Origin of the sequence: Devosia sp. Leaf64 (assembly GCF_001421945.1) — a bacterium.
Lineage (GTDB): Bacteria > Pseudomonadota > Alphaproteobacteria > Rhizobiales > Devosiaceae > Devosia.
The window spans coordinates 100,589-126,347 of sequence record NZ_LMLO01000002.1 but is presented as its reverse complement, the minus strand read 5'-3'; the positions used below and the strand labels follow the sequence as shown (position 1 = coordinate 126,347).

At 60.3% G+C, this 25,759-nt stretch carries 26 protein-coding genes; 20 read left to right on the top strand and 6 right to left on the bottom strand.

Features of this window, described 5'->3' with window-relative positions:
- Nucleotides 1-667: 667 nt before the first annotated feature.
- The 6 genes from dnaA (at nt 668) to ASE94_RS00645 (ending at nt 8,656) form a co-directional block, all read left to right on the top strand.
- A complete protein-coding gene (gene dnaA, locus ASE94_RS00670) occupies nt 668-2,131 on the top strand; it encodes a chromosomal replication initiator protein DnaA (RefSeq protein WP_062628783.1) in 1,464 nt (487 codons plus the stop codon).
- Nucleotides 2,132-2,315: 184 nt separating this feature from the next.
- Nucleotides 2,316-2,696, top strand: coding sequence for a hypothetical protein (locus tag ASE94_RS00665; protein WP_062628782.1), 381 nt, complete (start codon nt 2,316-2,318; stop codon nt 2,694-2,696).
- A gap of 162 nt (nt 2,697-2,858) precedes the next feature.
- On the top strand, nt 2,859-3,980 hold the full coding sequence (gene dnaN, locus ASE94_RS00660; RefSeq protein WP_062628781.1) for a DNA polymerase III subunit beta: 1,122 nt from the start codon (nt 2,859-2,861) through the stop codon (nt 3,978-3,980).
- Nucleotides 3,981-4,153: 173 nt separating this feature from the next.
- Nucleotides 4,154-5,266 (top strand): DNA replication/repair protein RecF, encoded by a 1,113-nt coding sequence (gene recF / locus ASE94_RS00655; RefSeq protein WP_062628780.1) that lies wholly within the window; start codon nt 4,154-4,156, stop codon nt 5,264-5,266.
- A 124-nt stretch (nt 5,267-5,390) separates the two neighbouring features.
- Nucleotides 5,391-7,844 (top strand): DNA topoisomerase (ATP-hydrolyzing) subunit B, encoded by a 2,454-nt coding sequence (gene gyrB, locus ASE94_RS00650; protein WP_061908699.1) that lies wholly within the window; start codon nt 5,391-5,393, stop codon nt 7,842-7,844.
- A gap of 50 nt (nt 7,845-7,894) precedes the next feature.
- The gene (locus ASE94_RS00645) at nt 7,895-8,656 is read left to right on the top strand and encodes a metallophosphoesterase family protein (RefSeq protein WP_062628779.1); all 762 of its coding nucleotides are present in this window, start codon (nt 7,895-7,897) and stop codon (nt 8,654-8,656) included.
- On the opposite strand, the gene ASE94_RS00640 is transcribed toward ASE94_RS00645, so the two are convergent.
- Nucleotides 8,653-8,835, bottom strand: a complete 183-nt coding sequence (locus tag ASE94_RS00640; RefSeq protein ID WP_062628778.1) for a DUF3606 domain-containing protein — start codon at nt 8,833-8,835, stop codon at nt 8,653-8,655. The genes ASE94_RS00645 and ASE94_RS00640 overlap by 4 nt on opposite strands.
- A gap of 167 nt (nt 8,836-9,002) precedes the next feature.
- Here ASE94_RS00640 and ASE94_RS00635 point away from each other — a divergent pair, with 167 nt between their 5' ends.
- Nucleotides 9,003-10,025, top strand: a complete 1,023-nt coding sequence (locus tag ASE94_RS00635; RefSeq protein ID WP_061908693.1) for an LLM class flavin-dependent oxidoreductase — start codon at nt 9,003-9,005, stop codon at nt 10,023-10,025.
- Nucleotides 10,026-10,028: 3 nt separating this feature from the next.
- On the opposite strand, the gene ASE94_RS00630 is transcribed toward ASE94_RS00635, so the two are convergent.
- Nucleotides 10,029-10,529 carry a hypothetical protein gene (locus ASE94_RS00630; RefSeq protein ID WP_156351725.1) on the bottom strand — a complete coding sequence of 167 codons (501 nt, stop codon included), beginning with the start codon at nt 10,527-10,529 and terminating at the stop codon, nt 10,029-10,031.
- An 86-nt stretch (nt 10,530-10,615) separates the two neighbouring features.
- The gene (locus tag ASE94_RS00625; RefSeq protein WP_062628776.1) at nt 10,616-11,437 is read right to left on the bottom strand and encodes an alpha/beta hydrolase; all 822 of its coding nucleotides are present in this window, start codon (nt 11,435-11,437) and stop codon (nt 10,616-10,618) included.
- Nucleotides 11,438-11,741: 304 nt separating this feature from the next.
- Here ASE94_RS00625 and ASE94_RS00620 point away from each other — a divergent pair, with 304 nt between their 5' ends.
- The 4 genes from ASE94_RS00620 to ASE94_RS00605 all read left to right on the top strand — a co-directional run bounded on the left by ASE94_RS00620 (nt 11,742) and on the right by ASE94_RS00605 (nt 15,914).
- Nucleotides 11,742-14,423, top strand: coding sequence for a PBP1A family penicillin-binding protein (locus tag ASE94_RS00620; RefSeq protein WP_062628775.1), 2,682 nt, complete (start codon nt 11,742-11,744; stop codon nt 14,421-14,423).
- Between the two features lie 56 nt (nt 14,424-14,479).
- Nucleotides 14,480-14,959 carry a glutathione peroxidase gene (locus ASE94_RS00615; RefSeq protein WP_061908685.1) on the top strand — a complete coding sequence of 160 codons (480 nt, stop codon included), beginning with the start codon at nt 14,480-14,482 and terminating at the stop codon, nt 14,957-14,959.
- Nucleotides 14,960-15,018: 59 nt separating this feature from the next.
- On the top strand, nt 15,019-15,309 hold the full coding sequence (locus ASE94_RS00610) for a SelT/SelW/SelH family protein (protein WP_062628774.1): 291 nt from the start codon (nt 15,019-15,021) through the stop codon (nt 15,307-15,309).
- A gap of 83 nt (nt 15,310-15,392) precedes the next feature.
- Nucleotides 15,393-15,914 carry a CreA family protein gene (locus ASE94_RS00605; protein WP_062628773.1) on the top strand — a complete coding sequence of 174 codons (522 nt, stop codon included), beginning with the start codon at nt 15,393-15,395 and terminating at the stop codon, nt 15,912-15,914.
- A gap of 34 nt (nt 15,915-15,948) precedes the next feature.
- Here the strand turns inward: ASE94_RS00605 and ASE94_RS00600 are convergent, their stop codons facing one another.
- Nucleotides 15,949-16,230 (bottom strand): hypothetical protein, encoded by a 282-nt coding sequence (locus tag ASE94_RS00600; RefSeq protein ID WP_062628772.1) that lies wholly within the window; start codon nt 16,228-16,230, stop codon nt 15,949-15,951.
- Nucleotides 16,231-16,505: 275 nt separating this feature from the next.
- On the opposite strand from ASE94_RS00600, the gene ASE94_RS00595 reads away from it, so the two are divergent.
- From ASE94_RS00595 to ASE94_RS00560, 8 genes are all read left to right on the top strand, one after another.
- On the top strand, nt 16,506-17,141 hold the full coding sequence (locus tag ASE94_RS00595; RefSeq protein ID WP_062628771.1) for a peroxiredoxin: 636 nt from the start codon (nt 16,506-16,508) through the stop codon (nt 17,139-17,141).
- Nucleotides 17,142-17,580: 439 nt separating this feature from the next.
- Nucleotides 17,581-17,934 (top strand): septal ring lytic transglycosylase RlpA family protein, encoded by a 354-nt coding sequence (locus tag ASE94_RS00590; RefSeq protein ID WP_061908678.1) that lies wholly within the window; start codon nt 17,581-17,583, stop codon nt 17,932-17,934.
- 185 nt (nt 17,935-18,119) lie between these two features.
- The gene (locus ASE94_RS00585) at nt 18,120-18,704 is read left to right on the top strand and encodes a hypothetical protein (RefSeq protein WP_062628770.1); all 585 of its coding nucleotides are present in this window, start codon (nt 18,120-18,122) and stop codon (nt 18,702-18,704) included.
- A gap of 76 nt (nt 18,705-18,780) precedes the next feature.
- Nucleotides 18,781-19,953, top strand: coding sequence for an MFS transporter (locus tag ASE94_RS00580; protein ID WP_062628769.1), 1,173 nt, complete (start codon nt 18,781-18,783; stop codon nt 19,951-19,953).
- Nucleotides 19,950-21,140, top strand: coding sequence for an MFS transporter (locus ASE94_RS00575; RefSeq protein WP_062628768.1), 1,191 nt, complete (start codon nt 19,950-19,952; stop codon nt 21,138-21,140). The genes ASE94_RS00580 and ASE94_RS00575 overlap by 4 nt, the downstream gene beginning before the upstream one ends.
- Entirely contained in the window at nt 21,133-21,612 is a 480-nt protein-coding gene (locus ASE94_RS00570) for an MmcB family DNA repair protein (protein ID WP_062628767.1), read from the top strand. Before ASE94_RS00575 ends, ASE94_RS00570 begins: the two co-directional genes overlap by 8 nt.
- A gap of 10 nt (nt 21,613-21,622) precedes the next feature.
- Nucleotides 21,623-22,759: an MFS transporter gene (locus ASE94_RS00565; RefSeq protein WP_162236020.1), complete on the top strand. Its 1,137-nt coding sequence runs from the start codon at nt 21,623-21,625 to the stop codon at nt 22,757-22,759.
- A 105-nt stretch (nt 22,760-22,864) separates the two neighbouring features.
- Nucleotides 22,865-23,212 carry a DUF1428 domain-containing protein gene (locus ASE94_RS00560; protein ID WP_062628766.1) on the top strand — a complete coding sequence of 116 codons (348 nt, stop codon included), beginning with the start codon at nt 22,865-22,867 and terminating at the stop codon, nt 23,210-23,212.
- Between the two features lie 6 nt (nt 23,213-23,218).
- On the opposite strand, the gene ASE94_RS00555 is transcribed toward ASE94_RS00560, so the two are convergent.
- On the bottom strand, nt 23,219-23,770 hold the full coding sequence (locus ASE94_RS00555; RefSeq protein WP_062628964.1) for an ActR/PrrA/RegA family redox response regulator transcription factor: 552 nt from the start codon (nt 23,768-23,770) through the stop codon (nt 23,219-23,221).
- A gap of 56 nt (nt 23,771-23,826) precedes the next feature.
- On the bottom strand, nt 23,827-25,131 hold the full coding sequence (locus tag ASE94_RS00550) for an ActS/PrrB/RegB family redox-sensitive histidine kinase (protein WP_062628765.1): 1,305 nt from the start codon (nt 25,129-25,131) through the stop codon (nt 23,827-23,829).
- Nucleotides 25,132-25,267: 136 nt separating this feature from the next.
- On the opposite strand from ASE94_RS00550, the gene ASE94_RS00545 reads away from it, so the two are divergent.
- The gene (locus tag ASE94_RS00545) at nt 25,268-25,726 is read left to right on the top strand and encodes a DUF2852 domain-containing protein (RefSeq protein ID WP_061908671.1); all 459 of its coding nucleotides are present in this window, start codon (nt 25,268-25,270) and stop codon (nt 25,724-25,726) included.
- Nucleotides 25,727-25,759: the final 33 nt, after the last annotated feature.

Here is a 25,759-nt window from a genome sequence, read left to right as displayed (position 1 = left end):
AGCTAAACTTCGATCAAGTCGACATAAAATCGGTGAGTTACGGCGACTAGAACATTTTTTTCACCGCTCCTTAACTCTGGGAAAAAGCGATTCTGTATGGAGTCACAGGCTCTTGTGGAAAGGCAATTTTGGCCCTCGCGGAAGGCTTAAATCTCTGCGTCTGAGTCAAGACCCTATTTCAACGATTCACCTGTTGCGGGGCTAAAACCAACCCCCTAAAGTAATCTGGTCAGCACGGAAAACGGGGCGTCCAAACGACCCCGGCACGGTGCAGGCAGTTCACTTCGGGGCAAGTATTGGGAGCTCTCTCGAACCCAAGGCGAGAGAGGGCATGGGCTGATTATGACCAATTTATTCAGTCGGTGTGCGTCCGGTTTTCTCCGGGGTGGCACGACGAGATAGTTTTCGGCTCGCGCCGGATCCAATGACAATTCGATAGGCCAAAGGCAGCCATGCCGATGGTTCAATGCTCCCCTCTCCGGGGCGGCAGGGTGGTGCTCGTTCCCAAACGAGACAAACACAATAGTCACGACGGCATGCGGACCGATCGGACACAACGAAACAGGGCTGAGAAACCATGATGCGACAGGCAATTGCGGGAAGGGATGACTGGTCTTCGGCCACCACACCCTCCTCCTCTTCCGTTAACTCGAGCGGTGAACCTGTCATGGGCGATTCTGGATCTCAGCGTGATGTCTGGGAGCGCGTACGCGCCCGCCTCAAAGCCGGTGTCGGTGAGGATGTCTTTGCCTCCTGGTTTGCCCGTCTCGAGCTTGAAGAGCTGGTCGACGACCTCGTCCATCTCTCGGCCCCAACCCGGTTTCTCTGCTCCTGGGTGCAGTCCAATTATTCCGACCGGATCGTCGAAGCCTTCCGCCACGATGTGCCGGAAGCCGGCCGTCTCCAGGTCACGCTCCGCGTCAATGGCCAAGCCCGCCCGCGCCTCAGCCCGGCGCCGGTCGTTGCGGCAGAACCCGTTGAAGACGCTCCTGTCTTAAAATCTGCCGCGCCCGTTGCCGCTTTCGTCGAGCCGGCCAATGCCGCTCCGGTTGCGCGCCTCGTTCGCGAAGCAAGCAAGGGTGATGCCCTAGCCGGTAGCGCCATCGATTCTCGCATGACCTTCGACACATTCGTGTCGGGCGAAGCCAATGAAATGGCTTTCGGTGTCGCCAAGCAAATCGCCAATGCCGCGATCAACAACACCGTCACCTTCAACCCGGTCTATATCCACTCGACCGTCGGCCTTGGCAAATCCCACCTGCTCAACGCCATCGCCCACGCCGTCAGCCAGGCCGATAGTTCCAAGAACATCGTCTATCTGACTGCCGACCATTTTATGTACCACTTCATCACGGCCGTGCAGCGCCAGTCGGCGCTCGGCTTCAAGGAGTGGCTGCGCAAGGTCGATCTGCTCCTCATCGACGACATGCAGTTCCTGCAGGGCAAGTCGGCCACCGAATTCGGCCACACGCTCGGCGCGCTTCTTACTGGCGCCAAGCAGGTTGTCGTTGCTGGTGATGCACCGCCACGTGATCTTGAAATGCTCGATGAGCGTGTTCGCTCGCGTCTCTCCGGCGGCCTCGTCGTGCCGATCTCGACCTTCGACATGGATCTCCGCCGCGCCATCGTGCAGCGCCGGGCCGATCAGTCGACCGCCCGGTTCGGCATGCATTTCCCGCCTGCCGTGCTCGATTATGTCGCCCGTGCGGTCACGAGCCACGGTCGTGATCTCGATGGCGCCGTCAATCGCCTCGTCGCCGCCAACCAGTTGACCGGCGAACTGATTACGGTGCCGCTGGCCGAAAAGACCCTGGCCGACCTGATCCGTGCCCGCGACGCCAAGCGCGTCCGTATCGAGGACATCCTCAAAATCGTCTCGCGCCACTATAAGGTGCCGCGCAACGAACTGCTTTCGGCCCGCCGCTCGCGCGATGTCGTCCGTCCGCGCCAGATCGCCATGTATCTGGCCAAAGCCCTGACTTCGCGCTCGTTGCCCGAAATCGGCCGCCGCTTCGGTGGTCGCGATCACACCACGGTGCTTCACTCGGTCCGTAAGGTCGAGCAGATGATCAAGGACGATCTCGAACTCGGCCAGGAAATCGAACTCCTGAAGCGCATGCTGGAGGAGTAAGATTCGGGGGCGGGCTTGCCCGCCGCAAAATCGCTCCAGTGGAGCGATTTTAGGATTGAACGCCCGGAGAGCTATGCTCGCAGGGCCAAACGGCCGCGCGACCTTTTGGCCACGCGGCAGGTATGTTTCTCTTCAATCGGCTGTCCGCCACGTTTCAGCCTGAGATGGTTTGCAGGAGCGCGTGATGAATCAGTTTCTCGCTCTTGCCCTCGCCAGTGTTATGCTGGTCACACCAACTCTGGCCCAAGGCCTCTCGCCCGAGGCGATGGCCAAGCAAAACCAGGCCATTGCCGTACGCGTCCAGCAGCAGCTCATGGCGTGCTGGAATGTGCCGCCGGGTGAAACTGCGCAGCGTCTCGCGCTCGATATCGTCTTCTTCGGCGATGGACGGCTGAATGGCGCGGCGGCCTTTTCTGCCGATGATGCGAAGCTGGCGAGCAAGCACCCCATGCTTGCGAGCAGCATCCTTGCGGCGGTCGAGAAATGCGTGCCATTCGAAGGGCTCGTGGCGCTCGGCGCGGAAATGGACGAGGAATTTTCTGTGACGATCTATTTCCAGAGCTAACCCCGCGCAAACATGCGGTTTCCTGCGGAAAACCGGACAGGGAATTGGACCCAGACAGGCGAAACGCCGCAGCGCACTTGCCAATATCTTATGAAACTGTAAACGTCCCTCCCCGGCCCCAGCCGGGATTGTCGTTGCATATCGCCAGGATAGATGCCGATTATGAAAGTCACGCTCGAACGCAACCATCTGCTCAAGTCGCTGAGCCATGTGCATCGGGTGGTTGAACGCCGCAACACCTATCCGATCCTGGCCAACGTGCTGTTCAAGGCCAGCGACGACCATGTCGAACTGCGCGCCACCGACCTCGATATCGAGGTGACGGAATCAGTGCCTGCCATGGTGTCTACCCCCGGCACGACGACTGTTCCTGCCCACACGCTTTACGAAATCGTCCGCAAGCTTGCCGATGGCGCCGAAGTGCGGCTCGAAACCGATGGCGGCGAGAACATGGTTCTTACCTCCGGGCGCTCGCGCTTTAACCTCGCGTGTCTCTCGCCGGACTCGTTCCCGGATTTGAAATCAGGTGCGTTCGCGCATGAATTCGACGTGTCGGCATCGCTGCTGCGCGAGTTGATCGAACGCACCCAGTTCGCGATCTCGAACGAAGAAACCCGCTACTATCTCAACGGCATCTATTTCCACGCCGTCGAAAACTCGCAAGTTGGCTCGCTCTTCCGTGCTGTCGCCACCGACGGCCATCGCATGGCGCGCGCTGAAATCGCGGCGCCCGAAGGCGCGGGCGGGATGAGCGGCATTATCGTGCCGAAAAAAACCGTCGGCGAAGTGCAAAAACTGCTCGATGGCGTCGATGGTGATGTCCATGTCGAAGTCTCGGATACCAAGATCCGCTTCACCGTCGGCCCCGTGGTGTTGCTTTCAAAGCTCATCGAAGGCACGTTCCCCGACTATGATCGCGTGACCCCGAAGAACAATGAAAAGCAGATGCTGGTCGATCGTGGCGCCTTTGCCGTGGCTGTCGACCGCGTCTCAACCATTGCCTCGGATCGCGGCGGCAAGGCTGTCAAGCTTTCGGCCCATGATGGCCTGCTTGAACTGTCGGTGACCAATCCTGACCATGGCACGGCCAGCGAAGAGCTTGCCGTCGACTTTGACATCGATGCCTTCGAAATCGGCTTCAATGCCCGCTATCTTCTCGACATCATCGGCCAGATCCGCTCGGAAAGCGCCGTCTTCCTCTTTAACGACGCCAATTCGCCGACGCTCGTGAAGGAAGAAGGCGAGGCCAACGCGCTTTACGTGCTGATGCCGATGCGCGTTTAGTTTCAGATTTTTCTTGAAGTGAAGGCCCCCTCACCCGGCCCTGCGGGCCGACCTCTCCCCCGGAGGGCGAGGTGTCGCTCCGCGACGTTAGCATCCTCCCACCTCTCCCTCTGGGGGAGAGGTCGACGGCAAAGCTGGCGGGTGAGGGGAGCTTCCCTAAGCGGACCAAAAAAATGATCCGCCACATCTCCCGCCTTCGCCTCACCGCTTTCCGGAACTACGCCTCCGCGGCGCTCGATCTCGACGAGCGCCATGTCGTCCTTACCGGTCCCAATGGCTCTGGCAAAACCAATCTTCTTGAAGCCGTCTCAGTCCTCTCCCCCGGGCGAGGCCTCCGCGGCGCCAATTTCGAGACGCTGCAGCAGCAGGGCTCAGATATCGGCTGGGCTGTAGCCGCAACGATCGAGACCGATAGTGGACCCGCCGATATCGGCACAGGCGCCACGCCCGATGGGGGGCGCCGGGTGCGCGTCAATGGCGCCAATGCCCGCTCCATCGAAGCCATGAGCGACTATCTGCGCGTGCTTTGGCTGACCCCTTCGATGGACGGGCTGTTCTCCGGGCCCGCAGGCGAGCGACGCAGGTTCTTGGATCGCTTGGTGACGACGCTGATCCCCTCGCACTCGCTGGCTGTCAGCGACTACGAAAAGGCCATGCGCCAGCGCAACAAGCTGCTCGAAGACAGCAGTGATCTGCGTTGGCTGTCGGCGGTCGAAGCACAGATGGCGGAATTTGGGGCGTCCATCCACCTCAACCGCACCGATAGCCTGGCCCATCTTCAGTCGCTGATCGTCGAGAGCCTCAATGATGACAGTTTTCCCGCAGCCATGCTGTCGCTGACGCCGCTCTTCGAGGATGGGGTGGAGCCACCGACCTCGGCCGAACTCGAGGCCGTGCTGGCGCAGCGCTGGCATGCGGCGCGCGGCCTTGATCGGGCAGCGGGGCGCACCACATCAGGACCACACCGGGTCGATCTCGATGTGCTCCATGCGCAAAAGCACATGCCTGCCGCCTTGGGGTCAACCGGCGAGCAAAAGGCGCTCCTTATCGGGCTCATCCTTGCCCATGCGCGCCTCGTTCGGTTGCGCACCGGCATCGTGCCTTTCCTGCTCCTCGACGAGATCGCGGCGCATCTCGATCCGGATCGACGACGGGCGCTTTTTGCCGCGCTCGATGGGCTCGAAACCCAGTGCTTTTTGACCGGCACTGATCCACTGCTGTTCGAGGCTTTGGAGGGGCGGGCGCAACGTTTTGTCGTGCGCGAGGGGCGCGTTGGGTTCGACTAGCCAGAGGCGAGCCCACAGCGCCTGCTTTTGCCCACGATAAGCCGCAAAAACCGGCAATTTTCTTGGGGTTGCGGCCCCGTTCCGCTAGAACAAAAAGACCAGAAATACGAGTGATTCGGACCCAATGAGCGATAGCGAAAATCCGACCCCGAACGAGTACGGCGCCGACAGCATCAAGGTGCTGAAGGGTCTCGACGCGGTGCGTAAGCGCCCCGGCATGTATATCGGGGATACGGATGACGGCTCAGGCCTTCATCACATGGTCTACGAAGTCGTCGACAACGCCATCGACGAAGCCCTGGCTGGCCACGCCGACCTCGTGACGGTGACGCTCAATGCCGACGGGTCTTGCTCGGTCAACGACAATGGCCGCGGTATTCCCACCGACATCCACAAGGAAGAGGGCGTTTCGGCCGCCGAGGTCATCATGACCCAGCTTCACGCCGGCGGTAAGTTCGACCAGAATTCCTATAAGGTTTCCGGTGGTCTCCACGGCGTCGGCGTTTCTGTCGTCAACGCGCTCTCGGTGTTCCTGAAACTCAATATCCGCCGCAATGGCTCGATCCACGAGATGAGCTTTACCCATGGCGATGCCGATGCACCGCTCAAGGTCGTCGGCTCCTATGTCGAGAACAAGCAGGCAGGGACCTACGAAGGCCGGTCGGGCTCGGAAATCACCTTCCTGCCCTCGACCGATACCTTCACCATGGTCGAGTTCGATTTCAAGACGCTCGAGCATCGCCTGCGCGAACTCGCGTTCTTGAATTCAGGCGTTCGCATTCACCTGCGCGATCATCGTCACCCGGAACATGTCGAGGTCGAGCTCTTCTACGAAGGCGGCCTCGAAGCCTTTGTTCGGTATCTCGACAAGTCCAAGGTGCCAGTGATCGAAACCCCGATCACCATGATCTCGGAAAAGGATGGCATCACTGTCGAAGTGGCGCTGCAGTGGAACGACAGCTACCACGAAAACGTGCTGTGCTTCACCAACAACATCCCGCAGCGCGATGGCGGTACGCACCTTGCCGGGCTTCGCGGCGCGCTGACGCGCCAGGTGACGGGCTACGCCGCCTCGTCCGGCATCGCGAAAAAGGAAAAGGTCGAGCTTTCGGGTGACGATACGCGCGAAGGCCTGACCTGCGTTCTTTCGGTCAAGGTTCCGGACCCCAAATTCTCGTCCCAGACGAAGGACAAGCTGGTCTCCTCGGAAGTGCGGCCCGTCGTCGAAAATATCGTCAATGAGAAGCTCGGCCAATGGTTTGAAGAGCATCCGAACGAAGCCAAGGTCATCGTCGGCAAGGTAGTCGAAGCCGCCGCCGCCCGCGAAGCCGCGCGCAAGGCGCGTGAACTGACCCGCCGCAAGGGCGCGCTCGAAATCTCCTCGCTCCCCGGCAAACTCGCAGATTGCCAGGAACGCGATCCGGCCAAGTCCGAAATCTTCATCGTCGAGGGCGACTCGGCAGGTGGTTCGGCCAAGCAAGGCCGCGACCGGTCCAATCAGGCAGTGTTGCCGCTGCGGGGTAAAATCCTCAATGTGGAACGCGCGCGCTTTGATCGCATGATTTCGTCCGATCAGGTCGGTACGCTGATTACTGCACTTGGCACCGGCATTGGCCGTGAAGAGTTCAACGCCGACAAGCTGCGCTACCACAAGATCATCATCATGACCGACGCCGACGTCGACGGCGCCCATATCCGCACGCTGCTGCTCACGTTCTTCTTCCGCCAGACGCGCGAGCTACTGGAGCGCGGGCATATCTATATCGCCCAGCCGCCGCTCTATAAGGCGACCCGTGGCCGCTCCGAACAATATCTCAAGGACGAGCGGGCACTTGAAAACTACCTGCTCGATGCCGGGCTCGACGAAGCCGTATTTACGACCCGAGATGGCGTTGAACATGCGGGCCCCGACCTCATGTCGATCCTGCAGCAGGCGCGCGATATCGACTATGCGATCAAGAACCTCAACCTGCGCTATAACCGCAATCTCGTCGAACAATCCGCAATCGTTGGCGCGCTCGATCCCGATGGTATGGCCGATCCCGAAAAGAGCGCCGAGACATTGAAGCGCGTTGCCAATCGCCTTGACCGCATTTCGGATGAACTGGAACGCGGCTGGAGTGGCACGATCACGGACGACGAAGCTTTGGCCTTTTCGCGCACCGTGCGCGGCGTCAACGAGACGCATCAAATCGACCGTGCGCTGCTGCAGTCGGCCGATGCGCGAAAACTCCGCCAGCTTGCTGGGCGTCTCGATGAATTGTTCGGCGGCGTGCCGACGCTCAAGCGCAAAGGCGAGACGATCAATATCTTTGGGCCAAGCACGCTCTTCAAGGCCGTCACCGATGCCGGCCGCAAGGGCGTCAGCCTTCAGCGCTATAAGGGTCTTGGCGAAATGAACGCCGAGCAGCTTTGGGAAACGACCCTCGACCCCAATGCCCGCACGCTGCTGCGCGTCGAGATCGACCAGACCGACGAAGCCGACCAGATTTTTACCGCTCTGATGGGCGACCTCGTCGAGCCCCGCCGCGATTTCATCCAGGACAATGCGCTCAATGTGAGCAATCTGGACGTCTAATCCCAAGGCCGCCTCCGGGCGGCCTTTTCTTTGCTAAGGCGGGAATTGACATGGTCGGATCGCCCGAACGCATCGCCATCATGTCCGACGTCCACGGCAATCTCACCGCCCTCGAAGCGGTTCTTGCCGATATCGAAGCGCGTGGCATAACCCGCATTTTCAATCTTGGCGATCTGGTCGGCAAGGGGCCGCGGTCCGCCGAAGTCGTTGATCGCTGCCGGCAGGTCTGTGAGGTGGTCGTTCAAGGCAATTGGGATGCTGACGTCGCGAGCGGCCGAAAGGCAACTCCCGCGACGCTATGGCACCAGAGCCAGCTCGGACCGGAGCGAAATCACTATCTGGCCAATCTGCCAGGAAGCGTGGATTATATGTTCGGTGGACACCCGGCGCGGTTTTACCACGCCAGTCAGGTAAGCCCTTTCAACCGGGTCTATGAGACTGCCTCGCGCGAGGTCCATCGTCAGATGTTTGCCAATACCGACTTTACCGGACACGGCACGCCGCCGGTACTGGTCGGCTATGGCGATATTCACACGCCCTACATGGTCAGCTTCGAAGGCCACACGCTCTTTAATGCAGGGAGCGTTGGCAATTCGCTGGATGTGCCTCTGGCTTGCTACTGCATCATCGACGTCGGCCAAGATACCGCCGCAGGTTGGTCGCTGAGCTTCGTGCGCGTGCCTTATGACATCGAGGCCGAATTACAGATCGCGCAGCAGAGCGGCATGCCGCATTATGAGTATTACGCCAGCGAACTGCGGACCGCAGTCTATCGCGGCATCACGAAGAAGCAGAAGGCAAAGCGGCCCTAGTGCTTGAGTTCTTTCTCGACCGCCTTGCGCGAATTGCCGGCAGATTTCACCGCTGACTTTACCGCGTCCTTGCTCTTACCGGTCTTGTCCGCTTCGTAGCGGACTTCATGATCCTGGTTTCCGGCAACCTTGGCGCGATCCTGGCTGCGGCCACGCGATGTCTGGGTAGTGTTGGCCATGATAGTTCTCCTTGGCGTTATCTTCTGTAACGCCTCTCGACTCCATGGGTTCAATGCACCGCAAATCCAGTGTTCGGTGATCCTTTCCAGTCCGTCTCGCGAAACCTGGCTTTAATCTCGGCACACGAGCGCATAGCTAAGAGCCAAGGTATTCACGCGAGGCTCACATGAAAAAGATTGGTTTCTTGTCCTTTGGTCATTGGAGCCCTTCGCCGCAGTCCGGTACGCGGTCGGCCGGTGACGCGTTGCTACAATCCATCGACTTGGCGGTTGCTGCCGAAGAGTTGGGAGCCGATGGCGCCTATTTCCGCGTGCACCATTTCGCCCGCCAACTCGCCTCGCCCTTCCCGCTGCTTGCGGCAGCCGGCGCAAAAACCAAGAAGATCGAGCTCGGCACGGCCGTGATCGACATGCGCTACGAAAATCCGCTCTATATGGCTGAAGACGCTGGTGCAGCCGACCTGATCGCCGGTGGCCGCCTGCAGCTTGGCATTTCGCGCGGTTCGCCAGAGCAGGTCATCGACGGCTGGCGCTATTTTGGTTTTGGGCCCGAAGAGGGCAAGACCGACCAGGACATGGCGCGGCAGCACGCCGAAGTCTTTATGGAAGTGCTAAAGGGCAAGGGCTTTGCACAGCCCAATCCGCAGCCCATGTTCCCCAATCCGCCGGGCATGTTGCGGCTCGAGCCACATTCGGAAGGTCTGCGCGAACGTATCTGGTGGGGCGCCGCCAGCGACGCCACCGCGATCTGGGCGGCGCAGATGGGCATGAACTTGCAGTCCTCGACGCTCAAATTCGACGAGAGCGGCAAGCCATTCCACATCCAGCAGGCCGAACAGATCCGCGCCTATCGTGCCGCCTGGAAAGAAGCGGGACACAGCCGTGAGCCCCGCGTCTCAGTCAGCCGGTCGATCTTCGCGCTCGTCAACGATCAGGACCGCATGTATTTCGGCGCCGGCCGTCCGGAGCAGGACCAGTTCGGCTATATCGAGCCGGAAAAGCGCGCCGTGTTCGGTCGCGGCTATACTGCCGAGCCCGACAAGTTGATCGAAGAACTCAAACGCGACGAAGCCATCGCAGAAGCCGATACACTGCTGCTGACGGTGCCGAACCAGCTTGGCGTCGACTACAATGCTCATGTGATCGAGAGCATTTTAACCCATGTCGCCCCGAGCCTTGGCTGGCGGTAAGGATTAGCGCGGCAGGCTGAAAGCGCTTGCCGCGCAGTTGTTGGCGGCCCAATAGCGGTCGACCGGCGTGAATGTGCCGGTCGCTGCCTCTTCAACCCTGGCGGCGAAGGCCATGGCCCGGCATTCGTCGGGCCCGGCCACAACATGCACCATTTCATGGATGATCGTCAGGCGCCGCAATGCATCGGCACCGGGCGTCGAAAACTGCGGGCAGAGCGTCAGGACGAGTTTGCCGTCTTGCGGCGGCAGTCGTACAAAGGCGGCGAAGTCTTTGCAGGAGCGCTCGGCGCCCTCGCCGGCTTCCGCAACGCCCAGCGAAATGCTCCCGCCCCAATAGGCGGACCGGAACTGCCGCAGAGTGAGCGCATCGCGATAGGTCGCGATATCGACGCCGACCAACTCGGCCGGCAGATTGGGTAATGCGGCCTCGAAGAGATCGATCGCCTCGCTAAAGGCGGTCTGGGCTGTTTCGGCTCGCGCCGAAAGGGCGCTGAAAACAAACAAGAAAAAGACAAGGCAGAAGCGCATAGCGCTTTCTGCCCTGCCATTTCGGGGCCGGCAAGAAAAGATTGCCATGCTTCCAGGCCGGTTTAGCGGGCGAGGAAGTCCTTGATGTCGGCCATCAACTGATCCTTGTGAGTGGCAAACAGGCCGTGTGGGGCGCCGTCATATTCAATCAGCGTCGCATCGGCGATGCCGGCCGCAGCCGCGCGTGCCGAGGCATCGATCGGCACGGTCTTGTCGGCCGTGCCGTGTACGATCAGCGTCGGGACGCGGAAAGAAGCAAGGTCAGGGCGGAAGTCCGTCGTTGCGAAGGCCTTGGCGCAATCGAGGGTGGGTTTGAGACCCGCCTGCATCGCAACGACCCAGGCGTGATGCGCTTCATCGTCCGAGGTGGGATGATCCATCAGCGAAATGCCGAAAAAGGTCTTGAAGAAATGGGCGAAGAACTTTGCCCGGTCTTCCTTCATGCCCTTGGTCATTTCGTCGAACGTATCCTGCGGCGTGCCATCGGGATTGTCGTCAGTCTTGAGCATATAAGGCACGACCGAAGCGATAAGTCCGGCCTGGCTGATACCCTTGCCGCCATGACGCGACATGTAGCGCGCGACTTCTCCGCCGCCCATGGAGAACCCGATCAAGGCCGCATCTTCGGCGCCAGTGGCTTGAATGACATCGGCAAGGTCGTCGGCCAGAGTGTCATACTCATAGCCCGAATAGGGTTGCTCCGAGCGGCCAAAGCCACGGCGGTCATAGGCAATGGCGCGATAGCCGGCTTCCGCGAGAACGAGCGCGCCATCGTCCCAGCTATCGGCCGAAAGCGGCCAACCGTGCAGCAGGATCACCGGGCGCCCCTCGCCCCAATCCTTGGCGTAAAGGGATGTACCGTCGCGCGTTTTAATCATTGGCATGAGAAAGTCCTTAATTAACAATGCTCTCCCAATTCGTTACGCAGTGATCCTGTTCCCGCCGAAAGCTGCTGCCACTGCAAAGTGATCGATGTGTCGAACCGGACACACTTGCTTCAGGACTGTGCTTTCTCACATAAACCGGCCACATTTACTGCAGAGAACGGGTGCTGTCCGAAAGAAGGACGCGTCAGGCATATTGGCATGAAGCGCACCGCCTGACTTTAACCGCTCACTTACCTTTTGTTTCCCTCCTGGGGCGAACAGGGTAGAAGCGGCATCAGACCCCCTGGATTAGGTTTGCTCGATGGACTTCCGCATTTCGGCCGATGACCGTGTTGGTGCCCAGCCCAAAAGAACGGCCAAGCCCCAAGCGCAGACCAAGAAGGGTGCTCGGGTCGAACCGAGCCTCGGGCAGTCCGTCGGCAGCTTTGTCGACGATGAACGTTCAGGTGGCCCAATCGGTGGCGGCGGCGGCGGTAAGCCGCCGAGCAACAAGAAGCCGCCCCGGGGCGAAAAGCAGCCGCGCCGCGGCAAGGCCGAAACCGCCAAGCCCAAAAAGCGCCGCTCCCGCAGTGGCGGTTTTCTCATGGGGCTTTTGTGGTGGGGTTTCGTCGCCTGCCTTTGGGGCGGGCTCGCCGTTATTGCGGTCGTCGTTTATTACGGCGCCCAGCTACCGTCTTCGACGAGTTGGGCTATTCCCGACCGACCGCCCAATATCCGAATTCTCGCGGCTGATGGCAGCCTGATTTCGAACCGTGGCCAGACGGGCGGCGAGGCCGTGACCTTCCGCGAATTGCCAGCCTATGTGCCGGCGGCCTTCATCGCTTCGGAAGACCGTCGCTTCATGACCCATTTCGGCGTCGACCCGATCGGCCTTTTGTCCGTGGCGATTGAATCGATCGAAGCGCGCGGCGTGACCCGCGGCGCATCGACCCTGACCCAGCAGGTCGCCAAAAACCTCTTCCTGACGCCGGACCAGACCCTTGGCCGTAAGGTGCAGGAAGCCATCCTCGCGGTGTGGCTCGAGCAGAACTACACCAAGGAAGAAATTCTCGAACTCTATATGAACCGCGTCTATTTCGGCGCCGGCGCCACCGGCATCGAGGCCGCAGCGCAGACCTATTTCGGCGTTTCCGCGCGCAATCTATCGCTCGGCCAAGCCGCAATGCTTGTCGGCATTTTGCCCGCACCATCGGCCTATAATCCAAAGGCCAATCCGCAGCGCGCCATCGAGCGCCAGCGCATCGTTCTCAACCTGATGGCGCAAGAAGGCTATATTACCCGCGAAGAAGCGGATGCCGCGCAGATCGACTCCAGCCAGGAAACCGTGCGTACCGTTGTCGCCGGTTCGGAATCTTACGTGGCCGACTGGGTCGAAAGCCTGATGACGTCCTATATCGGGGACATCAAGGATGACGTCGTGGTGCAGACCACCATCGACTGGAAGATGCAAAAGGACGCCGAGTTCATCGTCAAGGAGGCTGTCGCTAACGAGGGCAAGAAGCGTGGCTTCAGCCAGGGCGCACTCGTCTCCATGGATGTCGACGGGACCGTGCGCGCCATGGTGGGCGGCGTCGATTATCAGGCGAGCCAGTACAATCGTGCGGTTACCGCCAAGCGCCAGCCCGGTTCGACCTTCAAGCCATTCGTTTATATGGCGGCCATGGAAAAGGGCTATACGCCCGACACCTTGGCCGAGGACGCCCAGTTCGAATATAATGGCTGGAGCCCCCGCAATGCCTCGGGCAAATATGCCGGCACGGTGACGTTGCGGCAGGGTCTGGCCTATTCGCTCAACACCATTGCCGGGCGCCTCGCCATCGACGTGACGCCTGAAAAGGTGATCGAGGTTGCAACGCGCATGGGCATTTCCTCGCCCATGACCCCGGTGCCGTCGATTGCCCTCGGCACGCAGGAAGTGAACCTTCTCGAGCTCACCTCGGCTTATGCACCCTTTGCCAATGGCGGCATGGGCGTCATCCCCAATGTGATCACCAAGATCACCGGCAAGGATGGCACGGTGCTCTATGAGGCTTCAGACGCGGGTCCTGGACGAGTTGTCGATCCAAACGTGCTCGGCGAAATGAACGACATGCTTGAGACGGCGGTCGAAGTGGGCACCGGTCGCGGCGCCAATCTCGGCGGTTGGGAATTCGGCGGCAAGACCGGCACCAGCCAAAACGCTCGCGACGCACTCTTTGTCGGCTACACCTCCGCCATGGTCACCGGCGTTTGGCTTGGCAATGACAACGACACCAAGACGACGCTCTCCGGCGGCAATGTGCCGGCGCAGATCTGGTCCGAATATATGACCAAAGCGCATGCCGGCCGCTCGCCACAGGCTATTCCCGGCGGCTCCTATCAGGGCCAGATGGTTGCCCAACAGGTGATTGACCCGGCTACAGGCCAGCCGGTGATCGACCCCACGACGGGGCAGCCACAGGTTCAATATGTCGATGGCGGCACGGGCCAGCCCGTGCAGACCATGACCGACCCCGCAACCGGGCAGGTTGTGGCGATCGATCCAGCGACTGGTCAGCCTAATCCGGCATTGACGCTCAATGACGGCGCGGCAACGATGAACCCGCCGATCCAGACCGGCACGATGACTGACCCAGCCACCGGCCTTCCGGTCGAAGCGACGCAGCCGCAATATGATGCGCAGGGCAATCAGATCGATCCGGTTACCGGCCTCCCCTTGCAGACAACGCAACCCAATGGGTTCGGCGCCGCGCCGGTGGACAATTCTGCGCCTATCGATCCGCAGACCGGGCTCCCCATGGTGCTGGTCGTTGATCCGGCGACGGGTCAGCAGGTCTGGGTGCCCAGCGCGCCGGCGGCCAATAATCAGCCGCAGCAGATCCAGGGCCAGCAGGTGCAACCGGTCGACCAATTCGCGCCACCTGCGCCAGTTGGTGGCCAGGAGCCCGCCTATCAGAACGAGCGCTCCCAGCGCACCTTGATGGATCTGCTGTTCGGAAACTAAAAGAAGGCCCCTCGTTGGGGCCTTTTTCTCAGCGTTACCTTCTCCAGGACCAAACCATGACGACCCTTGCCGATTTCACCCTGCCGCTGCTCTCGGGCGCCGCTCAGCCACTGGCCGATTTCGACGGCAAGGTCGTTCTTATCGTCAATGTCGCGAGCCAGTGTGGACTAACCCCGCAATATGCGGGGCTCGAAGCACTCTATAAGCAGTTTGGTGGGCGCGGCCTGGTCGTCCTCGGTTTTCCCTGCAATCAGTTTGCGGGCCAGGAGCCGGGCACCAATGAAGAAATCGCCAGCTTCTGCGAGGTCAATTACGGCGTGACCTTTCCGATATTTTCGCGCATCGACGTCAATGGCGACGAAGCGCATCCGCTCTACAAATGGCTCAAGGAATCCGCGCCCGGCATTTTGGGTAGTGAGGCGATCAAATGGAATTTCACCAAGTTCCTTATCGATCGCTCGGGCGCCGTGGTCGAGCGCTATGCGCCAACGACAGAACCTGCCGATATTGCCGGCGATATCGAAAAGCTGCTTTGATCCCAGTGCTGGCCGTCTAAGCCTGGGGGCGCAACTCAACAATGTCGGAGCGGGGACGCATGACAACTGATGCGCCGAAGCTGGCGATCTCGATCACCTATTGCACGCAGTGTAACTGGATGCTGCGCTCCGCCTGGATGGCGCAGGAACTGCTCTCGACATTTTCGCTTGAATTGGGCTCCGTCACCCTCGTCCCCGGTACGGGTGGCATTTTCGAGATCAGTTTTGGCGAAGAGCTTGTTTGGGAACGCAAGCGCGATGGCGGCTTTCCGGATATCCGCGTGCTCAAGCAGATGGTGCGCGACAGGATCGATCCCGAGCGCAGTCTCGGCCATGTCGATCGCGTCTAGGCGAGCGAGTAGGGCGTACTGAACGATTAGTCTTGTCACGCGTTCGGTTGCGCCCCATGTCTTTGGGGTCTTGGAGGACCCTTATGAAGATTTTTGCGCGCATCGCCATGGTTTCGGTTGCCGTTCTCGCCCTTGCCGCCTGTGGCAATCGCGATGAAGTGGGCAGTGTCGGCGTCGATTGGACAGGCAATGACATTTCGGTCGAAGCTGTGGCCGATCCAGACGTAGAGGGCGTTGTGTGCCACTTGGCCTTCTTCAACCGCTCCTTCATCGACCGGATCAGCCAGGGCAACTGGTTCGAAGACCCGTCTTATTCCGCACTCGATTGCTCGGCGGTTGGACCGATCACCGTTGGGGATATTAAGACCAGCGGCAGCCAGGAGATCTTCCAGCAGGCGCGGTCGCTGATCTGGAAATCCTTGCGCGTTACCCGCATTTACGACCCAGCCAACAATTCGCTGATCTATCTCGCCCATGCGCGGCAGATCCAGCAGGGCTCGGGCAAGATGAGTCTTTCCGTCGTGCCGCTTAATGGGCTCGATGTGACCTGGAAAAACGGCGCGCCGACAGGTGGCGCCGTCTCAGGCTCGGTTATGGTGCAGTAGAAAAAAAGAAGGCCCGCCGAAGCGGGCCTTTTTATTACTCGGCGCTATCGTCCGTGCCTGGGCACGTGACCTCATCACCAACGGCTGGGGCAAGACCCTGAGCCGGTGGGTTGTCGGTCGCGTCCTGAGAATCGTTGCTATCAGCATTGGTTTCAGTCGCAAGGGAATCGCCTGGCGCTGTTGCACCTGCGCCTTCCTGCACAAGGCAGTCATTGAGGGTGGTTGGGGCTTCTACAGCCTCCTGCGCGAAGAGGGCAGCGCTGCCACCAATGCTGAGGGCGAGAGCGGCAGTCATAGCAATGAGGGAGGATTTCATCTTGGTTCTCCAAATGCGCTAAACGTGAAATTTCAATTGAGCAACACTAGGCAAACGCCTCAGCACCGGATCGGTTCGCTCAATAATCCACTTGAATGCCGCGCCTGTTCCAAATTGGTGCGTCCTCAGCGCCTGGTACCACGTTGGAATGTCGTCGCGTCATAACCGGTCAATGCACAAAAGAATTCCATCTGACACCCCTTCAAGCGCTGGCCGACAGTACGATATTCTTCATCGAACGATACGGCTGCGCCAACCGGCGAAGGAAGAGAACGATGGCAATTCTGATTGGCGATACCGCCCCCGATTTCACCCTCGAATCCACCGAGGGCACCATTCACTTCCACGATTATATCGAAGGGTCCTGGGCTGTGCTTTTCAGCCACCCCAAGAATTTTACCCCGGTCTGCACCACTGAACTTGGCTACACCGCCAAGCTCAAGCCGGAATTTGAGAAGCGTGGCGTAAAGGTGCTGGGCCTTTCCGTCGACAAGCTCGAAGATCACGGCGGCTGGGCCAAGGATATCGAAGAGACCCAAGGCGCTTCGCTCAACTTCCCGCTCCTCGCCGATACCGAAGGCAAGGTCGCGCGTCTCTATGACATGATCCACCCGAACGCCGACAACACGCTGACTGTCCGCTCAGTCTTCGTGATTGGCCCCGACAAGAAAGTGAAGCTCAAGATCGAATATCCGGCCTCGACGGGCCGCAACTTCGACGAGGTCATCCGCGTCATCGACAGCCTGCAACTGACGGCCAAGCACCAGGTGGCAACGCCCGTGAACTGGAAGAACGGGGAGGACGTCATTATCGTCCCGGCCGTGACCAACGCAGTCGCCAAGACCAAGTATCCCGAGGGCTGGAAGGAACTGAAGCCCTATCTGCGCATTGTGCCACAGCCGCGCTCCTGAGCGCTGGCACCTGTCTTCTCCCTGACTGACCTGGGCGATGGAGCTTCCATCGCCCTTTTTCTTGGCCGCAATCGCGCGGGAAATCCTGCCACATTCGCGGCTCGGAATGCCACAAATGGAGATTTCCGCGTTATTCACAGGCCAAAAGTCAGCAAATCCGGGTTTTTTCTTATCTTCTGCGGAACCGTTGCACTCAGGCCACAATGAACAATGTGGTTTCCCAAATCTTACCGATCAGCGGCTCATACGCGACGATTTGGCGAGTCTTGAGATTCAGTTTCTAAGAATCCGCCAAGTCTGGGCTAATGGTTAACAGTTCCCTGCCGCCAATCTGCGGCATCAAGGCAACAATTAACCCCGTGATCGCAAAGCGCCCACAATCAGGCCGCTCCGCCACATTATTCACCAGTCCATCGAAAACTTCAGTGAGCATGGACCATTGGTAAGAAAAGCCGTTCTCGTCGCCGCAGCGGCGGCTGCCCTCGCACTCTCAACTTCGGCAGCTTACGCACAATGTGGTGGCGCTTCCTGGTACGGCCCCGGCTTCAACGGCAAGCGGGCAGCATCGGGAGATGTATTTAACGAGAACGCCATGACGGCGGCACATCGTTCCCTTCCCTTCGGCACGAAAGTGCAAGTCACCGATCAAAACAGTGGTAAGTCGATCGAAGTCGTCATCAACGACCGCGGTCCATTCCATGGCAAGCGCATCATCGATCTTTCCAAGGCTGCAGCGACTGCTCTCGGTTTCCGCAATCGCGGCACCACCACCGTCTGTCTTGCCCAGGACTGACGCGCCGTTGCTTCCAAACCCCATTACACGGCCGCCCTCTGGGCGGCCTTTGTTTTGTTCGGCTTAGACCCATCAGCATCTGACTTACAAATACTAGATAAGGCCAAATACTTTGGCGTCTGTTATCCAGTCGTTATCCACTCCGCTTTAACGTTCGCTCCGTAAACACGCGGGGGGCAGTTCTGATGAAGGCTTATGCCTATATCGTCGGACCACAAGACAAGACTTGGTCCTCTCTTTTCGGCACGGCGACGGACCTCGGCTTTACCGGCGTCTCAAGCTATCGCGGCCTCAGTCAGGTCGAGCAACAGGCTGACGAGACGCCCCTCTGTTATTTCCTGTTTTCCGGCGTACCCAATATCGCCGAGCTGCGGCAAGTGGCGCGCGATATTCGCTTTTCGGCTAATCCTGCCGTACGGTTTTCGCCGATGGTCTACTGTGCTGAAGATTTGTCGGTCGAAGCCACCATTGGCTGCATCAATCTCGGCTTTGACGATGTCATTGCTCTTCCGCAAACCGAAGCGGCATTGCGTGCTAGGCTTGAACGGCAGGTGGGTCGGCACGTCGTGTTCTATGAGGCTGCGGGCTATTTCGGCCCAGACCGCCGCAACCGCGTTTCGACGCTGCCGGTGACCGGCCAATCTGGCCGTATGGGCGGCCCATTCCGCCGGCTTGAAGTCATGCGCCATGTGCGGGAAGGCATCTCGATCAAACGCGATGAGCTCTTCCAACCATCCGGTAGCGGACAGCCAATGCAAACGTTGCAATAAAGCCTTTCGGCCCTATTTCACTCAAAGCCGAAATCGCCTAGCGTCGCGCTGTCTGATCTTTCGAGCATTTTCCATCATGCGATTCGGCATCGATTTGCCGCCCCAGATCAAGGTCTTCGGGGCGTTTTTTGTTTATTCCTTCTGCATGGGCAGCATCTTCCCGCGCCTGCCCGATATTCAGGAGGCGATGCAGGTCGGTGAGGGCGCTCTTGGCCTGGCGCTGATCGGATCTGCTTGCGGCACGCTGATCTCGCTGACCTTTGCAGGCCACTTCGTCGAACGCATCGGTTATCGCCGCGTCCTGCTGTTCGCTATTCCGCTGTTGTCCGCCCTTTACGCGCTTGCAAGCTGGGCGCAGACCCCGCTGGCCTTCTTCTTGCTTCTCGTGCCTGTCGGTCTCACCATCGGGGCCATCGAGATCATCATCAATGTCGAGGCCGATCGCGTCGAGCACGCCATCGGCCGGCGCATCATGAGCCGCGCCCACGCCTTCTGGTCGCTGGGCTTTTTCGCCGCAGGCATTGTTGGATCCTTCATCGCCCAAGCTGGCCTTGAGGTGCATTACCACCTGATGCTGATGATCCCCGTGGTTATCCTCGCAACACTTCTGCTGCTCGGCCGCTTCCAACCCGCGCCCCACCGCGCCGGCGGCAGCGACGAAGAGCCGCCCCGCTTTGCCCGCCCGACCCTGCCGATCATGGCGCTTGTCGGCGTCTGTCTTTCCGCCATGCTCATGGAAGGCGCCGGGATCGACTGGTCGGCGATCTATATGCGCAATCTCTTTGACGCCGAGCCCTTCTTCGCCGGCCTTGCCGTGGCCACTGTTGCCGGCTCGCAGGGCGTTGCCCGCTTCTTTGCCGATAGTTTCGTCGAACGGTTCAGCCCGGTCGTGGTGGCCCGCGTGCTGTTGACCCTTCTCGGCATTGGCGTGCTGCTGGCCTTCTTTGCCGGCGCCGCCTGGGTCGCTTACCTCGGCTTTGCGCTGATCGGCGTCGGGTCGAGCGCGCTGTTCCCGCTCGCCATGTCGGCGGCCGCGCAGCAGACTGATCGCCCCGCTTCGGTCAATGTGGCTGCGCTCGCGCAGTTTTCTTTCACCGCCTTCCTGTTAGGCCCGCCGCTTCTGGGCTATATCGCTGAGCACTTCGGCATTCAGTGGGTTTTCGGCGTCGGTATTCCCCTTGTGCTTCTTGGCTTCTTCACGGCCCCCACATTGGGCCGGAAGCCGCTCGCTCATGAGGTTACGCCATGATGATCCAGGCCCAGCATCGCATCTATGCGAGCTTCTTTCTCTTCGCGGTCACAACCGGCGCACTGATGGCGCGCCTGCCCGATATCCAGACACATCTACAGATCTCTGAGGGCCAGCTCGGTCTCACCATGATCGGCATGTCCATCGGTTCGCTGATTTCGCTGACCGTCGGCCCGCCCTATATCGAACGCCTCGGCTTCCGGAAGACGGCGCTGCTGACCGTCCTCGGTCCCGCCGTGCTCTTTGCCACCATTCCATGGCTACCCGTGGCTCCAGCCATGTTCGCCGTCCTGTTCTTTGCCGGCCTTCTGGCCGGGGCGCTCGAAATCAATCTCAATGTCGAGATCGACCGGCTAGAAATGCAGACCGGCAAGCGCTTCATGAACCGCGCCCACGGCTTCTGGAGCGTCGGCTTCTTCGTCACGGCCCTCTTTGGCGCCATGATCCGTCAGTCCGGTATCAGCGCCGCCTGGCATCAGGGTATCGTTGCCTTGATCGTGCTTCTCGTCGGTGGCTATCTCCTCTTCAGCGCCACCGAAGCGCCCAAACCTGTGCATGCCGAAGGCGATGCCGGTCATCGCTTCGCCTTCCCCAATTGGGGTCTTTTGCCGCTTTGCCTCATCGGCTTTGCCGCTTTCCTCGTCGAAGGCGCCGGGATCGATTGGTCGGCGATCTATATGCGGAACGTCTTCGCGGTTGAGCCTTTTGTCGGCGGCATGGGCCTTGCCCTCTTTGCCTTCTTCATGGCCGCGATGCGCCTCTCTGCCGATCCGATCGTCGCCCGCTTTGGCCCGCGCAATGTCGCCATGGTCATGCTGACCGCAGCCAGCGGCGGCGCTTTGCTCGTCGGCACCGCGCCATCGCCGGAACTGGCTTTGCTCGGCTTTGCTCTGATGGGCGCCGGTTGCTCGGCGGTTTATCCGCTGGCCGTTTCCGCCGCCGCGCAGCGCACCGATCGTCCGGCTGCCGTCAACGTCGCGGCCATCGGCCAGGTGAGCTTCGTCGTCTTCTTCCTCGCTCCGCCGCTGCTCGGCTTCGTCGCCGAATATCTCGGCATCCGCATGTCTTACCTGATCTGCCTGCCGCTGCTGCTTGCTGGTCTTTGGGCCTCGAGCTTTGCGCTCGGCACGAGAAAGGTCGACGCGCCGCATGGCATGCCGCCCGAGCCCCTCGGGCCCAATGGCTGAGGACGGGCAGCACAGCGACCTGCCGCCGATTGTCGATCTCCGGCAATCGGCAACCGCCCTGCGTGTTCAGCGCGGCGTCATGCGCATGCTGCGCGAGCGGCACGACATGGCCTGCTATGCCGAAGTGCCGCTCAGCAACGGCCGCCGCGCCGACGTTTTGGCGGTGGGCCCCAAGGGAGAGATCTGGATCATCGAGATCAAGTCGAGCCTGATTGACTTTCAGGTCGATCGGAAATGGCCCGAATACCGGGAGTTTTCCGACAAGTTCTTCTTCGCCAAGCCACCCGAGCTCGATAGCGAAATCTTTCCCGAGAGCGAAGGGCTGATCGTTGCCGATGGGCACGATGGCGCGATCCTCCGCGATAGTCCCGAAACCCCGCTCGCTCCGGCGCGCCGCAAGGCCCTGATGCTCAAACTCGCCAGGCTCGGCGCCGACCGCATCCACGTGTTGCTGGATCCTGGTCCGCGCTGATCGGATGGAAATGAACTGCACCCGCTGGCGCATCGTCGCGCTGTTCTTCACCCATGCCTTGGCCGCCGGCGCTATCCATACGCGCATTCCGGATCTGCAGGAGGCGATGAACATTTCCGAGGGCCAACTCGGGCTCGTCCTCATGGGCCAACCACTTGGTGGCCTCGCCATGTTCCTCTTTTCGAGCGCCATCATCGAACGCTTCGGGCCGCGCCGGACTATTCTCGCAGTCCTGCCGATCGTCATCATAACGGCGGCGCTCTCGACGGTGTTGCTGACCCCCTTCGCTCTTTTCACCCTGCTCGCCATCAACGGCACCGGCTTTTCGCTCAGTAATATCGCGATGAATGTCGAAGCCGATCGCGTCGAGGCAGGAACGGACCAGCGCGTGATGAACACCTGCCACGGCGCCTGGAGCGTCGGGTTCTTGTTCACCTCGCTTCTGGGCGCGGCTCTGCGTGGTCTCGGCGTTTCCCCCGAAATCCATCTCTGGAGCATGGTGCCCCTACTCCTGGCGCTGCTGCTCTTTGTCGTCGTGCCCATGGTGCCGATGCCGCCCCGCGCCTATACGGGCGAGAAGGCCAAGAAGCTGGCTCTACCGACCTTGGCCACGCTGGGGCTGGTAGCTTTCGGCCTTGGCGCGGGTCTCACCGAAGGCGCCTCGCGCGCCTGGTCGATCATCTATCTTCGCGACAGTTTTGACGTCCCAGCCTTTGTCGAATCCCTCGCGCTGCCGGCCCTGCTTGTCGCCATGGCTGCCGGGCGTCTGGTTGCCGACCGGTTCATCGATCGATTCGGCCCCGTCGGTGTTGCGCGGACGCTGTCCTCTGTCGCGATCGCGGGCATGGCGCTGACGGTGCTGGCGCCCAATGCCTATATCGCGCTCTTCGGTTTCCTCGCCGTCGGCATCGGCATTTGCGTGCTCTATCCGCTCATGCTCTCGGCTGCAGCGCGCCTTGGGGATCGTCCGGCGTCGCAGAACGTCGCGGCGACGACGCTGATTTTCCAGCTCGTCAATCTCGGTGCCCCCGCTCTTATTGGGGCGGTCGCACAGGGCGTGGGCGTGCGCCTGGCCTTTGCCATGCTCATCCCGCTTCTCATCCTTACCTTCGCCATGGCAGGACGGTTGCAGCCGAAACCGGTTTGAATATCCGCGGTGTCGAACCGTGGTAGTCTCGTTCGTCGCGATGGCGACAGGCGCTGGTTCAGCGTCTGGCGCTCAGTCGAATATGGACCCAAGAGGAGAGACCGAATGACCTATGTCGATGGATTTGTCGCCGCCGTGCCCAAGGCCAATAAGGAAAAGTACATCACCCACGCCAAGGCTGCTGCCGTGCTGTTCAAGCAGTGGGGCGCAACGCGGGTTACTGAAAACTGGGGAGACGACGTGCCTAAGGGTGAACTCAACGATTTTTACACCGCCGTCCACGCCAAGGACGATGAAGTCGTCGTGTTCTCCTGGATCGAATATCCTGACAAGGCAACGCGCGACGCCGTTCAGCAGAAGATGATGAGCGACCCGGAAATGGGCGCCATGGAAATGCCGTTCGATGGCCGACGCATGATCTATGCCGGTTTTACCAATCTGCTCGACGCTTAAATTGAACTAGCGGGGCGCGCGCTTGGCGAGAATTCGCTGCAGCGTGCGCCGATGCATATTGAGCCGTCGCGCTGTTTCAGAGACGTTGCGATCGCAAAGCTCATAAACGCGCTGAATATGTTCCCAGCGCACCCGGTCGGCCGACATCGGATTTTCCGGCGGCTCGGGCTTATCTTCGCCGGTTGCCAGGAGCGCATTGATGACATCGTCGGCGTCGGCGGGCTTGGAGAGATAATCCATCGCCCCAAGTTTCACGGCCGTAACGGCCGTCGCGATATTGCCATAGCCGGTCAAAACCACTGCGCGCGCATCGGGACGCTTCTGATGCAGCGCCGAAACCACGTCGAGCCCGTTGCCGTCCTCAAGCCGCAAATCCACCACAGCAAAAGCCGGCGGCTGTTCGTTCACCGCCGCGATGCCATCGGCAACCGTGCTGGCGATGCGTACGGAAAAGCCGCGCCGGTCCATGGCGCGTTCGAGGCGGGAAAGAAAGGCCGTGTCGTCATCGACGAGCAACAGGCTTGGATCGGCGGCCAACATGTCTTCGAGCGTGTTCATGACCAATTCCATACGGGGTTGCTAGTGTTACGTCAAAACCCAAGCTTTGGATCGTATCAGACGGTTTGACGCGGCCATGTTACATGGACCCGCGCATGGCCAGTCGCCTTTTCATTGGCAAAGCTTAGCCGCGCCCCGGTGCGCTCGAGGAGGGTCTTGGCGATAAAGATACCCAGCCCTAAGCCACCCGGCTGGTGCGAGTCGGAACCATGCGGATCGCGCGGGCGGCTGGTCAGGTACGGCTCGCCGAGCCGGGCGATCAATTCGGGAGCAAAGCCGGGACCATCGTCGGTGATGGTGACGCTGATGCTCGATTGGTCCCAGGCTGTATCGATGCGAACCGTCTCCTTGGCAAAATCGCTGGCATTTTCGATGAGGTTGCCAAGGCCATAGAGGAGGCCCACCGAGCGCGGAAACACCGGCGGTTCGCCCACGGCGCGCTCGGAATAAAAGAGGATCGCCTTGCCGCGCCCCTCATGTGGCCGCGACACTTCGGCCAAGATATCCATCAGCGGCGCTTCGGCGAAGGGGTCTGCCGGATCACTGCCAAGATTGCGCAGCTTTGAGAGAATGGCCCGACACCGCGCCGCCTGCGAGATGATCAGCTCCACGTCTTCGGCCAGTGCGCTGCCTTCCTCGGCTTCGGCGCGCATTTCCTTTGCCGCCAGGGCGATGGTGGAGAGCGGCGTGCCCAATTCGTGCGCTGCGGCTGCAGCGAGCCCATCAAGTGCGGTCAACTGCTCGCGATGCGACAGCGCCAGTTCCGTCGCGGCCAGAGCATCGGCGATTAGACGCGATTCATGCGCCACGCGGATCGTATAGGCGGCAATGAAGGCAATGCCGCAGACAATCGAGACCCAGATGCCGATCACATAGATGCGGTTGAACTCCAGCACTTCGCCGGGCAACCACGGAAGCGGCATGTGCATAATGGCGATGAGCGAGGCGACCATGGCCGCAAGGACGGAGATAAACAGCGTCTCGCGCGGCGGTAGCGTCGTCGCCGACACCGAAACCGGCGCGAGCAGCAGCAGCGAAAACGGATTGAGAAGGCCGCCGGTCAGCGCCAAGAGGCCACCCAACTGGCAAAGGTCGAAAGCAAGCTGGATCGCGGCAAAAGTCGGCGAGAGTTCGCCCTTGGCGCCATAGCGAAAATAGAGCCCGACATTGAGCGCTGCCGAGAGTGCGATCAGCAAGAGGCACTGCCAAAGCGGCAGCGGAAAGCCGAGCCCCATTTGCACGAATAAGACGCCGATGGTCTGACCGGCGACTGCCAACCAGCGCAAAAGCACGAGAGTCTGCAGGCGCAATGGGCGCCAATGGGAGATGTCTTCGCTGGGCGAAACGGCAAATGGGCTCATGCTGAACCGGAACGACTATGCGCCGCATAGGAAGAGAAAAACGTCATTTCAAGCCTAGAAATCCCATAGGCACATTCTTGATCCTGACCCAGGGAGGGCCACGTTATGCGCATCGTGACTGGGAGACTGAAACGACATGAACACAGCAATCATCAAACCGCAATGGTCGCCACTGACCATCGCCCTTATGGTTATGGGCTTCATCATCTTCTGGCCCTTGGGCTTGGCGGTGTTGGGCTACATCCTCTGGGGTGAAAAGTTCGGCGGCTCCGCCGAAAAGGCACAAACTTACTGGAACAAGGGATGCGGCTTTATGCGCTCGAACAAGAAGCATTTTTCCGGCTTTGGCCGTGACTATTCGACCTCGGGCAATGCCGCCTTCGACGACTACCGCGCCGACCAGCTTCGTCGTCTCGACGAAGAACGCGCTCGCCTCGATGCCGAAGTCGATGCGTTCCAAGACTATATGGCGAACCTGCGCAAGGCCAAGGATCGTGAAGAGTTTGACCGCTTCATGAGCGAGCACCGCGGCAATCGCCAGGGCTATGGCGACAACACCCCGCCGGCCAATAGCTGGGACAACAATAACGGCTAAAGCCGATCCCATTTCCTTCTGAAAACCTCCAAG

Excerpts from the sequence above, each read along its gene's own strand:
- ASE94_RS00610 (WP_062628774.1), top strand. The coding sequence starts at position 15,019 with ATGACAACTGATGCGCCGAAGCTGGCGATCTCGATCACCTATTGCACG.
- ASE94_RS00565 (WP_162236020.1), top strand. The coding sequence starts at position 21,623 with ATGAACTGCACCCGCTGGCGCATCGTCGCGCTGTTCTTCACCCATGCC.
- ASE94_RS00555 (WP_062628964.1), bottom strand. The coding sequence starts at position 23,770 with ATGAACACGCTCGAAGACATGTTGGCCGCCGATCCAAGCCTGTTGCTC.
- ASE94_RS00550 (WP_062628765.1), bottom strand. The coding sequence starts at position 25,131 with ATGAGCCCATTTGCCGTTTCGCCCAGCGAAGACATCTCCCATTGGCGC.
- ASE94_RS00580 (WP_062628769.1), top strand. The coding sequence starts at position 18,781 with ATGCGATTCGGCATCGATTTGCCGCCCCAGATCAAGGTCTTCGGGGCG.
- ASE94_RS00620 (WP_062628775.1), top strand. The coding sequence starts at position 11,742 with ATGGACTTCCGCATTTCGGCCGATGACCGTGTTGGTGCCCAGCCCAAA.
- ASE94_RS00545 (WP_061908671.1), top strand. The coding sequence starts at position 25,268 with ATGAACACAGCAATCATCAAACCGCAATGGTCGCCACTGACCATCGCC.
- ASE94_RS00640 (WP_062628778.1), bottom strand. The coding sequence starts at position 8,835 with ATGGCCAACACTACCCAGACATCGCGTGGCCGCAGCCAGGATCGCGCC.
- ASE94_RS00585 (WP_062628770.1), top strand. The coding sequence starts at position 18,120 with ATGAAGGCTTATGCCTATATCGTCGGACCACAAGACAAGACTTGGTCC.
- dnaA (WP_062628783.1), top strand. The coding sequence starts at position 668 with ATGGGCGATTCTGGATCTCAGCGTGATGTCTGGGAGCGCGTACGCGCC.
- ASE94_RS00575 (WP_062628768.1), top strand. The coding sequence starts at position 19,950 with ATGATGATCCAGGCCCAGCATCGCATCTATGCGAGCTTCTTTCTCTTC.
- ASE94_RS00600 (WP_062628772.1), bottom strand. The coding sequence starts at position 16,230 with ATGAAATCCTCCCTCATTGCTATGACTGCCGCTCTCGCCCTCAGCATT.
- ASE94_RS00625 (WP_062628776.1), bottom strand. The coding sequence starts at position 11,437 with ATGCCAATGATTAAAACGCGCGACGGTACATCCCTTTACGCCAAGGAT.
- ASE94_RS00605 (WP_062628773.1), top strand. The coding sequence starts at position 15,393 with ATGAAGATTTTTGCGCGCATCGCCATGGTTTCGGTTGCCGTTCTCGCC.
- ASE94_RS00645 (WP_062628779.1), top strand. The coding sequence starts at position 7,895 with ATGGTCGGATCGCCCGAACGCATCGCCATCATGTCCGACGTCCACGGC.
- recF (WP_062628780.1), top strand. The coding sequence starts at position 4,154 with ATGATCCGCCACATCTCCCGCCTTCGCCTCACCGCTTTCCGGAACTAC.
- ASE94_RS00665 (WP_062628782.1), top strand. The coding sequence starts at position 2,316 with ATGAATCAGTTTCTCGCTCTTGCCCTCGCCAGTGTTATGCTGGTCACA.
- ASE94_RS00615 (WP_061908685.1), top strand. The coding sequence starts at position 14,480 with ATGACGACCCTTGCCGATTTCACCCTGCCGCTGCTCTCGGGCGCCGCT.
- dnaN (WP_062628781.1), top strand. The coding sequence starts at position 2,859 with ATGAAAGTCACGCTCGAACGCAACCATCTGCTCAAGTCGCTGAGCCAT.
- ASE94_RS00570 (WP_062628767.1), top strand. The coding sequence starts at position 21,133 with ATGGCTGAGGACGGGCAGCACAGCGACCTGCCGCCGATTGTCGATCTC.
- ASE94_RS00560 (WP_062628766.1), top strand. The coding sequence starts at position 22,865 with ATGACCTATGTCGATGGATTTGTCGCCGCCGTGCCCAAGGCCAATAAG.
- ASE94_RS00635 (WP_061908693.1), top strand. The coding sequence starts at position 9,003 with ATGAAAAAGATTGGTTTCTTGTCCTTTGGTCATTGGAGCCCTTCGCCG.
- gyrB (WP_061908699.1), top strand. The coding sequence starts at position 5,391 with ATGAGCGATAGCGAAAATCCGACCCCGAACGAGTACGGCGCCGACAGC.
- ASE94_RS00595 (WP_062628771.1), top strand. The coding sequence starts at position 16,506 with ATGGCAATTCTGATTGGCGATACCGCCCCCGATTTCACCCTCGAATCC.